We start from the raw sequence: 13,436 nt of genomic DNA, 5'->3' as shown, positions 1-13,436 counted from the left end.
ATTTGTGGTAAGATATTAAATTTAAGGTGGTATTGGTATAAACGATAATAAATAGATTGAAGCTTTAATGCTTAAATTTTATTGTAAAAAAATAAAAATTCGGAAAAATAATATTTAATTATATTTAAGTGCTTTTTTGTATTTAAAATTTAACAATAAATATTTACTTTTTCCAAAAGTAGGAATATAATGTAGGTAAAGTTAATAAAATATTTAACAAGCTTTTGAAATTTTCAAAAGATTACATTATTTTTAGGAGGTATTCTTATGTGGGAAAAAGACATCAACATTAACGAAATCAAGGAAATTAGAGCTAAATCAACTGCTTATCTTGGTGTTGGAGCAATTGAAAGGTTTAATGATATTGCAGTGGAGCTTTCATCAAAAGGCTTTAACAAGGTAGTAATCTTGACTGGTAGAGCTGCATATAAGAAAACAGGTGCCTGGGATGTAGTTGAAAAGGCTTTGAAGGACAACAATATCGAATATGCTTTGTATGACAAAATTAGTCCAAATCCTGAACATAAAGATGTTGACGAAGCATGTGAATTAGGTAAATCAATAGGTGCAAACTGTGTAATAGGTATAGGTGGTGGTAGTCCTATTGATGCCGCAAAATCTGTTGCGATTTTGCTTGAATATCCTGAAAAGAAATGTGCAGAGCTTTACGAATTAAAATTCACACCAGATAAGGCAGCTCCAGTAATCGCTATCAACCTTACTCATGGGACTGGAACAGAGGTGGATAGATTTGCAGTAGTTTCAATACCAGAAAAAGAGTACAAGCCTGCGATAGCCTATGATTGTATATATCCATTGTATGCAATAGACGATCCAGCCTTGATGGTTACATTACCAGAATATCAGACAATGGCTGTTTCAGTGGATGCTATAAATCATGTATTTGAAGCATGTACTGCACTTACTGCAAATCCATTTAGTATTCTTTGTGGTAAGGAAACAGTAAGACTTGTTCATAAGTATTTACCGAGAGCTCTTGCAGATGGAAATGATTTGGAGGCTAGATACTATTTGGCTTATGCGTCAATGATAGCAGGTACTTCTTTTGATAATGGATTACTTCACTTCACTCATGCATTGGAGCATCCACTAAGTGCAGTGAAAACAGATTTGACTCACGGAGTAGGCTTGGGAATCCTTCTTCCATCCGTTGTGAAGATGTGCTTTGATGCTAGAAAGGAAACAATAATTGATGTATTCGGACCACTTGTTGGAGATTCTGATGATTTAACAGCTGAAAAGGCTTGTGAAAATATGAGAGAATGGCTAAAATCTGTTGGATTGACAATGACATTGAAGGATGAAGGCTTTACAGAGGCTGATCTTGATAGATTGACTGAGCTTGCATTTACAACACCATCATTAGATGGATTACTTTCTTGTGCACCAGTTCAGGCAACAAAAGAGAATGTTAGAGCTATATATGCTGAATCACTTTAATTGATTGTGAATGAAATCTAAATTGTTTTTTGTAATAAATAAAAATTTGTTTTTAGTAGATATAGAATAATTGATAAAAATGGTAGTGTGTCATATCCAGAAATGGACACATTACCATTTTTTTACTTTATATGCAAAATATGATATTCAAAAAAATAAAAAAAGCAATCACATATGATTGCTTAAGTGCCGCTGATCGGGGTCGAACCGATACGATATTGCTATCGCAGGATTTTGAGTCCTGTGCGTCTGCCAATTCCGCCACAGCGGCATCTGACTCTCTTGAGTACATATAATATAATACCATAGATGATTAAAAAAAACAAGAAAAATTTTAAAAAAATTTTCAGTAGTTTTTGTGGTATAATTAAATGTATATTTACAGGTAGAAATGAGAGGAAATTATATGGATAATAAAAAGAAAATACTGCTAATTGACGGAAATTCTATAATCAATAGAGCATTTTTTGCTTTGCCTCCTATGGATAATGCTGATGGATTGCACACAAATGCTGTTTATGGATTTTTGACAATGATGTTTAAGATGATAAAAAATATACAACCTACACATATTTCTGTAGCTTTTGATTTGAAGGCTCCTACTTTTAGACATAAAGCCTTTGCGGAATATAAGGCTGGCAGAAAAGGTATGCCTTCTGAGTTGGCAATGCAGCTTGAGCCACTGAAAAATATTCTAGATTCAATGAATATAGATAGAAAAGAGATAGCGGGCTATGAGGCTGATGATATTCTTGGGACTATATCGAGAATTGGAGAAGAAAATGATTTTTCTGTTTATGTAGTTACAGGTGATAAGGATGCAATTCAATTGGCATCCGACAAAACTCTTGTTATGATTACAAAGAAAGGTGTTGCAGAAGTAGAGGAATACAATACAGAGGGTGTTATTGAAAGATATGGGCTGACTCCAGCACAATTTATTGATTTGAAGGGCTTGATGGGTGATAAGTCAGATAATATACCTGGAATACCCGGAATAGGCGAAAAAACTGGTATTAAGCTTTTGCAGGAATTTGGGAGTGTTGAAGGCGTTATTGAAAATGTGGACAAATTAAAGGGATCTCAAAAAAAGAAAGTAGAAGAAAATACAGAAACTGCTATTATGAGTAAGGCGCTGGCTACGATAGATAGAAATATTCCTTTGGATTTAAGCTTTGAAGATATGGAATTTGGCTCCTTTGATGTTCATGCTGTAATTGAAGAGTTTCAAAAGCTAAAATTCAATAGTCTTATTTCAAAGCTTTCGGAGTTTACAAGCTGTGAAGAAAAGGAAGTAGAAAAAAAAGAAATTAATAAATTGGAAGATATTGAAGCCTTTATTAAAAAAATTGACGAAGAAGGTGTTTTATCAATAAAAACCATTTGCAAGGAAGGAAATATTTTAGATAAGAACATCATCAAAACCTTTCTATCGATTGATGGCAAGGAATACTATTATTTAGATGGTGAAGAGATAATATCTTTAAAAGAGGTATTGGAAAGTGAGGATATAGAAAAAATAGGATATGAGTTAAAGCAAGATTTTGTCGCACTTAGACCCTATGGAATATATTTGGGAAATATTAAGTTTGATATTTCTATAGCTGAGTATGTAATAGAATCGAAATCTTCATCTTCATATGATATAGATTCAATAGCGAACAAATATCTCTATAAAAAAGTAATGACAAAGGATGAGCTTTTGGGAAAGGGATCGAAATCTCTTTCCTTTGAAGAAGTAGATTGTGAAAAATTGAATGATTATATTATAGGCGTTTTTGATACTGTATTCGGTGTGATAGAAGCTATGGAAAAAAGCATTATTGACGATTGCATGGAGATGCTGTTTTACGATGTTGAAATGCCTCTGATAGCAGTGCTAGGAGACATGGAATACAGCGGTATTAGGGTAGATAAGGCTGTATTGAACGAATTGGATTTGGAGATTAAGGAGCTTATATCTGATGCAGAAAAGAAGATTTTCTCTTTAGCCGGAGAGGAATTTAATATCAATTCTCCAAAGCAGTTAGGTATAATACTTTTTGAAAAGCTTGGTCTACCTGTAGTGAAAAAAACGAAAACAGGATATTCAACAAATGCTGAGGTATTAGAAAAGCTGATGGATGAGCATGAAATAATAAAATTGATTTCGGATTATAGAACAGTGGTAAAATTGAAATCGACATATATTGATGGCTTGAATTCGGTAATTAATGAAAAGGATGGAAGGATTCACTCAACATTTAATCAAACTATTGCTTCAACGGGGAGAATATCTTCAACGGATCCAAATCTTCAAAACATACCGGTTAGAACTAATATAGGTAGAAATATTAGAAAGATATTTATTTCTGAAAATGGAAAAAAACTAGTGGATGCCGATTATTCTCAGGTTGAATTGAGGGTTCTGGCTCATATGAGTGGTGATAAAAATATGATTGAAGCATTTTCAAGTGGAGAAGATATACACAGAAAAACAGCATCTCAGGTTTTTAATGTTAGCTTTGATGACGTCACACCAGAATTGAGAAGTGCAGCAAAGGCGGTGAATTTCGGAATCATATATGGAAAGAGTGATTTTGGTCTGGCAAAGGATTTAAATATTTCACTAGCAAAGGCAAAAGACTATATAAACAGTTATTTTGCTAAGTACGACAGGATAAAAGGCTTTATGGATGAGATTGTTGGCAAGGCTGAAAAAACAGGATATTCTACGACTATATTCAATAGGAGAAGATATATTCCAGAGATAAAATCAAATAATTTTATCGATAAGAACAGAGGAAAAAGAGCAGCGATGAATGCTCCAATACAAGGCAGTGCAGCCGATATAATTAAAATTGCCATGGTGAATGTACATAATCGTCTTTTTGAAGAGGGGTTAAAATCAAAATTAATACTTCAGGTTCATGATGAGTTGATTGTGGAAGCAGCTGAAGATGAGCTTGAAATAATTAAAGCTCTTCTAAAAGAAGAAATGGAGAATGCTGTTTATTTGGATGTTGATCTTGATGTAGATTTAAACGTCGGAAATTCATGGTATGAAACGAAATAAAGACTTAAATTATAAATAATAATTAGATTTATTAGATTTTTTGGTATTGTAATTTTTATTATTATAATTTAGATTTAATTGTAATGATTTTGAACAAAATGAGATATTGAGGAAGTGATGTTATGCTTGTATTAGGTTTAACTGGTAATATTGGATGTGGTAAAAGCACAGCTTCTAGTAGACTTAAAGAGCTTGGCATTAATGTAATCGATGCTGACCTTTTAACTAGAGAGCTTTACAAACATTTTGATGTCATTGAAGAGCTGAGAAGGGCTTTTCCTGATGCTATTAGAATAGTAGGTAATCAAACGATTGTTGATAGAAAAAGCTTGGGAAATTTAGTATTCAATGATTCTAGAAAGCTGAAGCAGCTAAATTTGATTACTCATAAAAAAATAAATGAATTGATTGACAATAGAATAAAGACATCTTGCTCTGATATTGTGGTTGTAGATGCAGCACTTTTATTTGAGTCAGGTATGCAGGATAAATTCGATAAAGTCATCACTGTATATTGTGACGAAAGGATTCAACTGGAAAGAGTGATGCAACGCGATAATCTAAGCTATGAGGATGCAAAAAAAAGAATAGACAGTCAGCTTCCACAGGACGTTAAGGTAAGTAAATCCGATTTTTCCATAAATAATTCTGGAAAAATTGAGGTGTTAAACAAGAGCATAGAAAAGCTAATGGAACAAATAAAAATATGGAAATTAGAAATTGGGGGAAATTGGTTTGAAGAAAAAGAGGGCTAGAATAGTTTGTATTTTTGTTTTGGTCTCAATAATATCGATATTTATGAGCAACAAACAAATTTCAAAGGTATTTTATCCTACAAAGTACAAAAAAATTGTAGAGTATTACTCTAATCTATACGATATAGATAAATATCTAATATATAGTATTATTAAAACAGAAAGCAGTTTCGATCCAAATGCAGTTTCTACAAAGGAAGCCAAGGGATTGATGCAGGTAACCAATATAACGGCTGACTGGATTAATGAAGAGCTTAGGATTAAAGATATGAATATTTTTGACCCAGATATCAACATAAGAATCGGAACCAGGTATTTAAAAAAATTGGAGAATCAGTTTAATGGCAACCTGACTTTGATGATTGCTGCATATAATGGTGGATCCGGAAATGTGAGAAAGTGGCTAAAGGAGCCACAATATAGCTCTGATGGTGTTAATCTTGAGAATATACCATTCAAAGAAACTTCGGATTATACAAAAAAGGTTTTGAAAAACTATGAGCTTTACAAGAAAATATACCAGTAAGCTGCATTAAAACGAATTTAAATATATATTGAATAGCTTATAAAGCTATGTGCTTAATTATGTATAGCTATGTATTGTATAAATATAGAATTAATACAAGATTAGAATGGAGGAATTGCTGTGAAAAAGAGATTATTTATTGAAGGAATGCATTGTGTAAATTGTGTGAAAGGACTTGAAGCAGCTCTTACTGAGGATATCGATGGAGTAAAAGTCGATGTGATAAGCTTAGAGGGGAATTATGCTGATATAGATGTTGACAATGGAGTGACTGATGAAGCTTTAAGGATTGCTGTTGAGGAATTGGAGTTTAAGCTTGTGGGGATAGAAGAAATTATTGTATAAAAGGTCAAAAAACAAAATAGAAATAGGTTACAAAAAAGTTACACAAAACTGTTGATTTAAGAATTTAATAGTTACAAATTAGTTATCAAAAGTTACAAAAAAACGATAAAATAATGATTTTTTGTAAAAAAATACTTTACAAACTGTAATAAAATGATGTATTATAGATTTATAGCTTGAATGCGATAGTAATATTTTACTGTATTTATGAGTGTTTTAGAGAAAAGTAACAATTGATTGTAGCAAATGTGTCAGTAGCTGCTGACTATAAATAATATAATGAGAGGTGAGAATTTAGATGAAAAAAGCAATAACAGTGTTAGGGTTAGGTGCAGCTGCAGTAGTCATATCTGTTTCAAATGCTAGTGCAATGGAACAACAAGTAGAGGCAACCAACGGTATCAACCTTAGAGAACAGCCAAGTGCGACTTCAAATAAGGTCTCAGAACTTCAAGCAGGGGCGAAATTAACAGTTATTAGTAACCAAGATGGTTGGGCAAATGTTCAAACTGAGGATGGTCAAAATGGTTGGGTCAGTGGATACTACGTATCAGGAAACGAAGCTGATGGAAAAGTGCAATCTAATGATGTTGATTCAGCAGATAAAAATGAAAATAATTATGTTAATGCAAATAGTGCGATAAAAAATGGAAATAAGGCTGTAGAAAACGGGGCTACAGAAAAGATAGAGGTTAATTCAAGCTTTGATAATTCAGGCACTGTCAATGTGAAGACTGGGCAGGGCAGTAATGTAGAGGTTAAATCAAATGCAAAAATAGCTTCTACTACGTCACTTAATGTGAGAATTGGTCCATCGGTTTCTAATGGTATTTCCGGTGTAATTTATAAGGGTGAGATATTTAAAGTTGTTTCAAAATCATCTAATGGATGGTATAAGGTAATTCTTAAGGACGGTACAACTGGTTGGGCTAGTGGAAAATACATCAGCCTTACTAATGAGGTTGATAAATCAAATGTTTCAGAATTTATTAAGGGATCAGAAAATGATGTGAAGTATACTGAAACGAACACTACTGCTTCTTCAAATCAAGGAACTGTTAACAGCAAGGTTGGTTTGAATGTTAGAGCAGGTGCTGGAACAAAGAATGCAGTAATTTCTACATTGAAGAGTAATGCTGTGGTAAATATCATCGGAGAAGAAAATGGATGGTATAAAATAAAACTAAGTGATGGTAGTACTGGGTATGTCGGTGCGAGCTTTATTAATAGAAATGCTTCAACAGCTTCTACTGACAATACAAAATCAACAGCTGCTGAAAAGCAGACTGATGTAAATACTGCTGTTGGTGATACGACTCCTTCAGCGACAGGTAACAAGGTTGCTGATTATGCTCAGACATTGTTAGGAACAAGATATACTTGGGGTGGAAGCTCGACTTCAGGCTTTGACTGCTCTGGCTTTACTCAGTATGTATACAAGAATGCACTTGGTGTAGATATTCCTAGAGTTTCTAGAGCACAGGCGACAGTTGGTAGTGCTGTTAGCACTTCAAGTATGAAGGTTGGAGATTTGTTGTATTTTGATACTACAGGCTCAGGGACAACTAGCCATGTTGGAATATATCTAGGAAATGGAAAATTCATTCATGCAAGTGGTACTGCAGCTAATCCAGAATACGTGAAGGTATCTAATCTATCTGAAAAATGGGTTAAGCTACTTGGTGCTAGAAGAATATAATTATTGATTCTATATAATTGATTTATTGGCAGATTTTCTTAATGATTAGCTTCATTGGAAAATCTGCTTTTTTAGTCTTTAGTGTTTTTAGTGCAATATACAGGCATATTTTTTGTTTTTAGCATAGAATTTAGTATCGAAAAAGAATAGATTTCTGGATAAGCACTCGATATAAAAATTTATATGATATAAAATTATCAATTGAGAAAAATATCAAGCCAAATAGTATATCAAATACATGATATTCTGAAGATGTGAAAAGTTTAGAAAATTCATATTATTATTAGTTTGAGTTCACAAATGAGCAAAAAATATGTAGAATAATTATTTAAATTAGCATTTTATGTGCATTTTATTTCGTTTTTATTTGTACAATATTTTATTTTTTTTTATTTATTGTAAGAAAAAGTAAAAAAAAATAAAAAAAATTTAAAAATTAAGTCATTATTAAAGTATTTTTCAAAATAATTTTCCAAAAACGTTTTTTTTATCGTTTAACACTTGTTATTGCTAATTTTTTAGAGTTGTTGTATACTAGTAATTGAAATAAATTAAATACTAGTTAAGAATAGGGGGTAACAGAATGAAACTCTTAACTTTTAAGGGAGGAATACATCCTCCGTATGGAAAAGAGTATGCAAATAAAAAACCAATTGAGAGAGCAAAAGCTCCTTCTACTGTTTATATCCCGCTTCAGCAGCATATCGGTGCACCGGCAAAGTGCATTGTAGAAGTTGGAGAAGAGGTGAAGCTTGGACAAAAGATTGGTGAAGCTCAAGGCTTCGTATCTTCTAATATTCATTCATCGGTATCGGGTGTAGTAAAAGCAATTCAACCATGTGGAGTTCCAGGTGGTACTGCAATGTGCGTAATTATCGAAAATGACTTTAAAGAAGAACTTCATGAAAGTGTGAAGCCGAAGGGTGACGTTGAATCTCTTGAAAAAGAAGAGATAGTGGCAATCATTAAAGAGGCTGGAATAGTTGGTATGGGTGGTGCGACTTTCCCTAACCATGTTAAAATTTCTCCGCCACCAGATTCAAAGGCAGAATTCGTTATTTTGAATGGTGCAGAGTGTGAGCCGTATTTAACAGCTGATGATAGATTAATGGTTGAACATCCAGATGATGTTGTTTATGGTTTAAGAGCTCTTTTAAAGGCATTAAATGTAGATAAAGGTTTTATTGGTATAGAAGTTAATAAGCCTGAAGCAATTAAAAACATGATAAAGGCTGCTGAACCATATCCAGAAATCGAAGTTGCGAGCCTTCAGGTAAAATATCCAGAAGGTGCTGAAAAACAGCTTATTTATGCCTGTACCGGAAGAGAGGTTCCGTCTGGAGCACTTCCTATCGCAGTTGGTGCAGTTGTTACAAATGTTGCGACATCAGCAGCAATCGCAAGAGCAATAAGAGAGGGTATGCCTCTTGTGGAAAGGATTACAACTGTTACAGGTCCATGTATAAAGGATCCTAAAAATTTAATAACAAAGGTTGGAACTAAATTTAGTGAAATCATAGAACAATGTGGTGGCATAAAAGAAGGTGTTACAGCGAGAAAACTTATTGCTGGTGGACCTATGATGGGTCTTGCTCAATACACTGATGATATTTCTACAAACAAAGGTTCTTCGGGAATATTGATACTTGACGAGGCTATGTCTGTGGCTCCAGAACCAATGAACTGCATTAAATGTGGTAGATGTACAGATGTATGTCCTGCATTCCTTCAGCCATTATTTATCAGTGCATATTCGTTGAAGAATAATTTTGATGAAGCAGAAAAGCATAGGGCAATGGATTGCATTGAGTGTGGTTCATGTTCATATATTTGTCCTGCTAGAAGATTATTATTACCTTCTATAAGGCAGGCAAAGAGAGAAATAGGTGCTAAGAGAAGAAAAGCTGCAGCACAAAAGTAAATAATTAGTTAGGAGGAAAAATAATGAATGAGAAATTGATAGTTTCTTCATCTCCTCATATTAGGACTAATGAAGATACTACATACATAATGAAACAAGTTATTCTTGCATTGTTACCTGCGACTGCTGCTGGAATTTATTATTTCAGAGTTCAAGGGCTAATAACAATCTTGGCTTGTGTTATAGGAGCTGTAGGTTCTGAGTGGTTATATTGTAAGATAACAAAGAAGAGATCTACAGTTGGAGACTTGTCTGCAGTTGTGACAGGTTTATTGTTGGCATTTAACGTTCCAGCTGGTTTTCCGGTTTGGATGTGTATTTTTGGTTCTGTTTTTGCAATAATTGTTGTAAAGATGGTCTTTGGGGGAATCGGTTTTAACTTCCTTAATCCAGCACTTGCGGGTAGAGCATTTTTATTGGCTTCATTTCCTGTGGCTATGACAACTTGGTTGAAGCCTGGAGCGAATCCAGATGCTGTTACAGCTGCAACTCCACTTAGTTATTTAAAGCTTGCTGGAGGAACTTCTGCAGATGCTGTGGGAAGAATACATGAGGCTGGTATTTCACTTGGACAAATGTTTATGGGAAATATCGGTGGTACGATAGGTGAAACATGTTCACTATTGATAATATTAGGTGGTGTTTATTTAATATATAAAGGTATTATTTCATATATTATGCCTGCTGTATATATAGTACTAGTAGTAGTCTTATCATTTATATTTGGAGGCTTTAATGCTGAATTTGCAATGTATCAGGCTTTGGCTGGAGGACTTTTACTTGGTGGATTCTTTATGTTAACTGATTATACTACATCTCCTATGACTAAAAAAGGACAGATAATATATGCTGCAATCGCTGCTGTAATAGCGACTTGTATAAGATTGTTTGGCGGATATCCAGAAGGTGTGTCATATTCAATATTATTTGCAAACTGTTTGGTACCACTAATTGATAAGTATGTTAACAACAGAGTGTTCGGGGAGGTGCGTAAATAATGAACAGTATGATAAAAGTAGGAGGAACATTATTGGCCTTTTCTGCAGCAGCGGCATTGCTGCTTGCTGGTACGAATCAGCTGACTGCACCTGTAATTGAACAGAGAAACATAGCAGCAAGTAATGCAGCAAGAAAGGAAGTATTACCTGTAGCAAAGGATTTTAAGCAGCTAGATGCAGCTAAATATTCTAGTGCTGGAGCATCTACAGTAACAGAAGTATTTGAAGGTACAGACGGTTCAAGCACTGTTGGTTATACGATAAAAGCTAACCCATCAGGTTATGGTGGTGCTGTTGAGCTGACAATAGGAATTAACAAAGATGGCAAGATAATGGGTGTAAGTGTTGGTAATAATACAGAAACACCTGGACTAGGAGCAAAAGCTGCTGATCCAGCCTTTAATGGACAGTATAAAGATAAAGAGGCAAAGCCATTGGAAGTAATCAAGAGCGGTTCACCAGCCGACAATCAGATAAAGGCCATATCTGGAGCTACAATCACATCGAGAGCGGTAACTGATGGTGTGAATGAGGCTATTCAGGTATTTGAGGCTGTAAATAAATAGGAGGGTTAGAGATGAGCTTAGGAAAAATATTCAAAAACGGTATTATTGATGAAAACCCTACATTTGTTCAGGTAATAGGTATGTGTCCTACACTAGCAGTTACAAGCTCTGCAATAAATGGTATAGGTATGGGTATTTCGACAGCAGTAGTTTTGGCATGTTCAAATGTTGCCATATCATTACTTAGAAAGTTGGTTCCAGACAAGATAAGAATACCTTGCTTTGTTGTTGTAATAGCTACATTCGTTACGATAGTTCAAATGATGCTAAAGGCATATGTTCCAGCTCTGGACAAGGCACTGGGACTATTTATACCACTTATAGTTGTTAACTGTTTGATACTTGCGAGAGCGGAAAGCTTTGCTTGTAAAAATGGACCGGTTGCATCATTTGTAGATGGTCTTGGAATGGGATTAGGTTTTACGGTTGGTTTGGGAGTACTAGGTGCCGTTAGAGAAATTTTAGGTGCTGGAAGCTTATTTGGAATGGTATTCCTACCAAGCAGTATGAATACATTATTGTTTATATTACCACCAGGTGCATTCTTGACATTAGGTTTCTTGATGGCGATATTCAACAAGTTGACTAAGAAAAAGGCGTAAAGGGGTGTAGAGATTGAAACTAATACTATTATTTTTATATATAGTGCTTGTTAACAATGTAATAACTTCTCAATTCCTGGGTATTTGTCCGTTCTTAGGTGTTTCTAAGAAAACTGATACAGCTATAGGAATGGGGGTTGCTGTTACATTCGTTATCGCACTTGCTTCTATAATTACTTATTTTATCCAAATTATTTTGGTAAACTTTAAGATAGAATATTTACAGACGATAGCATTTATACTTGTTATCGCATCAATTGTTCAGTTCGTTGAGATGGTTATTAAGAAGACTTCTCCATCGCTTTATCAAGCTCTTGGTGTTTTCCTACCACTTATTACAACTAACTGTGCGGTTCTTGGTATTGCAATAGTAAATATAACTAAGGGTTACAATATTATTGAAACTTTAATAAATGGTGTAGGTGCTGGTATAGGATTTACATTATCAATCGTAATATTTGCCGGAATCAGAGAAAAATTAGAATTGGCTGATATTCAGGAATCCTTTAAAGGGTTCCCGATAGCGTTAATTTCTGCAAGCTTAATGTCAATTGCTTTTCTTGGATTTACAGGTCTAATAAAACTATAAGGAGGAGGTTGAAGAATGCTTATTGTATATGCGGTATTAGTGCTTGGTGTGCTAGGTTTAATCTTTGGTCTAATCCTTGATTTTGCTTCTAAAAAATTTGCTGTAGAGGTTGATCCAAAGGAAGCAGAAATTCTTGAAGCTCTTCCTGGTGCGAACTGTGGAGGCTGTGGTTTTCCTGGTTGTGGAGGCTTGGCTGCTGCAATAGCAAAAGGTGAGGCTCCAGTTAATGGTTGTCCTGTTGGAGGTGCGGCTTGTGCTGAAAAGGTTGCAGCAATAATGGGGGTTGAAGCTGGTGCAGGAGAAAAGATAGTAGCAAATGTAAGATGTAAGGGTACATGTGAAGCTACTAAGAATAAATATGAATACAGTGGAATAGAGGACTGTAGAGCTGCGGCATCCTTGATAGGAGGTCCTAAAGGATGCTCTTATGGATGTCTTGGTTTGGGTACATGTGTGCAGGTTTGTGCATTTGATGCAATCCATATTATTGATGGGGTTGCTGTTGTAGACGATGAAAAATGCGTAAATTGTGGTAAGTGTATAGATGTTTGTCCTAAGGGATTAATTGAAAGAAAGCCTCAAAAGAAGGAGGTTACAGTACTTTGTAAGTCAAATGACTTTGGTAAAAACGTAAAAGAAAACTGTACAGTTGGTTGTATAGGATGCGGAATCTGTTTTAAAGAATGTCCATTTGATGCAATTATATTTGAAAATAAATTGGCTCAGATTGATTACGATAAATGTAAGCAGTGTAATAAGTGTGCTATGAAGTGTCCAACAAAGGTTATCAAGCCAAAGGAAAGAAAAAAGCCTGTAGTTCAACCGAAGCCAGCTGAAAAAAAGGAAGCTGACGAAAACGTTAAAGAAGAAGGCTCTACAACTGAAAATAATTAATTAATAAATTGAAAAAGCTCATATA

Annotated in this window: 12 protein-coding genes and 1 tRNA gene; 12 read left to right on the top strand and 1 reads right to left on the bottom strand. The window is 34.5% G+C overall.

All coding sequences use genetic code 11. The annotated features are described in order from the left end of the window. Positions 1-267 precede the first annotated feature (267 nt). Positions 268-1,461, top strand: a complete 1,194-nt coding sequence (locus BM120_RS00125) for an iron-containing alcohol dehydrogenase (protein WP_091992473.1) — start codon at positions 268-270, stop codon at positions 1,459-1,461. Between the two features lie 187 nt (positions 1,462-1,648). Here the strand turns inward: BM120_RS00125 and BM120_RS00120 are convergent. After that, positions 1,649-1,732, bottom strand: a tRNA-Leu gene (locus tag BM120_RS00120). A gap of 135 nt (positions 1,733-1,867) precedes the next feature. Here BM120_RS00120 and polA point away from each other — a divergent pair. The 11 genes from polA to rnfB all read left to right on the top strand — a co-directional run bounded on the left by polA (position 1,868) and on the right by rnfB (position 13,411). Then, complete coding sequence (gene polA, locus BM120_RS00115; RefSeq protein ID WP_091992472.1) at positions 1,868-4,516, top strand: DNA polymerase I; 2,649 nt, start codon at positions 1,868-1,870, stop codon at positions 4,514-4,516. A gap of 122 nt (positions 4,517-4,638) precedes the next feature. Next, positions 4,639-5,271, top strand: a complete 633-nt coding sequence (gene coaE / locus BM120_RS00110) for a dephospho-CoA kinase (protein WP_091992471.1) — start codon at positions 4,639-4,641, stop codon at positions 5,269-5,271. After that, positions 5,252-5,797 (top strand): lytic transglycosylase domain-containing protein, encoded by a 546-nt coding sequence (locus BM120_RS00105; RefSeq protein WP_242941508.1) that lies wholly within the window; start codon positions 5,252-5,254, stop codon positions 5,795-5,797. The genes coaE and BM120_RS00105 overlap by 20 nt, the downstream gene beginning before the upstream one ends. A gap of 120 nt (positions 5,798-5,917) precedes the next feature. After that, positions 5,918-6,142 (top strand): heavy-metal-associated domain-containing protein, encoded by a 225-nt coding sequence (locus BM120_RS00100; protein ID WP_091992470.1) that lies wholly within the window; start codon positions 5,918-5,920, stop codon positions 6,140-6,142. Between the two features lie 298 nt (positions 6,143-6,440). After that, positions 6,441-7,841 carry a C40 family peptidase gene (locus BM120_RS00095; RefSeq protein ID WP_091992469.1) on the top strand — a complete coding sequence of 467 codons (1,401 nt, stop codon included), beginning with the start codon at positions 6,441-6,443 and terminating at the stop codon, positions 7,839-7,841. 583 nt (positions 7,842-8,424) lie between these two features. Further along, positions 8,425-9,762 (top strand): electron transport complex subunit RsxC, encoded by a 1,338-nt coding sequence (rsxC, locus tag BM120_RS00090; protein ID WP_091992468.1) that lies wholly within the window; start codon positions 8,425-8,427, stop codon positions 9,760-9,762. A gap of 23 nt (positions 9,763-9,785) precedes the next feature. Beyond that, positions 9,786-10,760, top strand: a complete 975-nt coding sequence (locus tag BM120_RS00085; protein ID WP_154537341.1) for an RnfABCDGE type electron transport complex subunit D — start codon at positions 9,786-9,788, stop codon at positions 10,758-10,760. After that, positions 10,760-11,326 (top strand): RnfABCDGE type electron transport complex subunit G, encoded by a 567-nt coding sequence (locus BM120_RS00080; RefSeq protein WP_091992466.1) that lies wholly within the window; start codon positions 10,760-10,762, stop codon positions 11,324-11,326. Before BM120_RS00085 ends, BM120_RS00080 begins: the two co-directional genes overlap by 1 nt. Before the next feature lie 11 nt (positions 11,327-11,337). Continuing rightward, complete coding sequence (gene rsxE, locus BM120_RS00075; protein ID WP_091992465.1) at positions 11,338-11,928, top strand: electron transport complex subunit RsxE; 591 nt, start codon at positions 11,338-11,340, stop codon at positions 11,926-11,928. A gap of 13 nt (positions 11,929-11,941) precedes the next feature. Beyond that, positions 11,942-12,517: an electron transport complex subunit RsxA gene (rsxA, locus tag BM120_RS00070; RefSeq protein ID WP_091992464.1), complete on the top strand. Its 576-nt coding sequence runs from the start codon at positions 11,942-11,944 to the stop codon at positions 12,515-12,517. Between the two features lie 15 nt (positions 12,518-12,532). Beyond that, positions 12,533-13,411: an RnfABCDGE type electron transport complex subunit B gene (rnfB, locus tag BM120_RS00065; RefSeq protein ID WP_091992463.1), complete on the top strand. Its 879-nt coding sequence runs from the start codon at positions 12,533-12,535 to the stop codon at positions 13,409-13,411. The last annotated feature ends 25 nt before the right edge of the window (positions 13,412-13,436 follow it).

The organism is Peptostreptococcus sp. D1, assembly GCF_900112955.1.
Taxonomy (GTDB): domain Bacteria; phylum Bacillota; class Clostridia; order Peptostreptococcales; family Peptostreptococcaceae; genus Peptostreptococcus.
Note: the sequence above shows the minus strand (reverse complement) of the source record. Positions and strands in the feature narration are given on the sequence as shown.

Coding starts and splice junctions, on each gene's coding strand:
- rsxE (WP_091992465.1), top strand. CDS start 11,338: ATGAGCTTAGGAAAAATATTCAAAAACGGTATTATTGATGAAAACCCT.
- rnfB (WP_091992463.1), top strand. CDS start 12,533: ATGCTTATTGTATATGCGGTATTAGTGCTTGGTGTGCTAGGTTTAATC.
- coaE (WP_091992471.1), top strand. CDS start 4,639: ATGCTTGTATTAGGTTTAACTGGTAATATTGGATGTGGTAAAAGCACA.
- BM120_RS00095 (WP_091992469.1), top strand. CDS start 6,441: ATGAAAAAAGCAATAACAGTGTTAGGGTTAGGTGCAGCTGCAGTAGTC.
- rsxC (WP_091992468.1), top strand. CDS start 8,425: ATGAAACTCTTAACTTTTAAGGGAGGAATACATCCTCCGTATGGAAAA.
- BM120_RS00080 (WP_091992466.1), top strand. CDS start 10,760: ATGAACAGTATGATAAAAGTAGGAGGAACATTATTGGCCTTTTCTGCA.
- polA (WP_091992472.1), top strand. CDS start 1,868: ATGGATAATAAAAAGAAAATACTGCTAATTGACGGAAATTCTATAATC.
- BM120_RS00085 (WP_154537341.1), top strand. CDS start 9,786: ATGAATGAGAAATTGATAGTTTCTTCATCTCCTCATATTAGGACTAAT.
- BM120_RS00125 (WP_091992473.1), top strand. CDS start 268: ATGTGGGAAAAAGACATCAACATTAACGAAATCAAGGAAATTAGAGCT.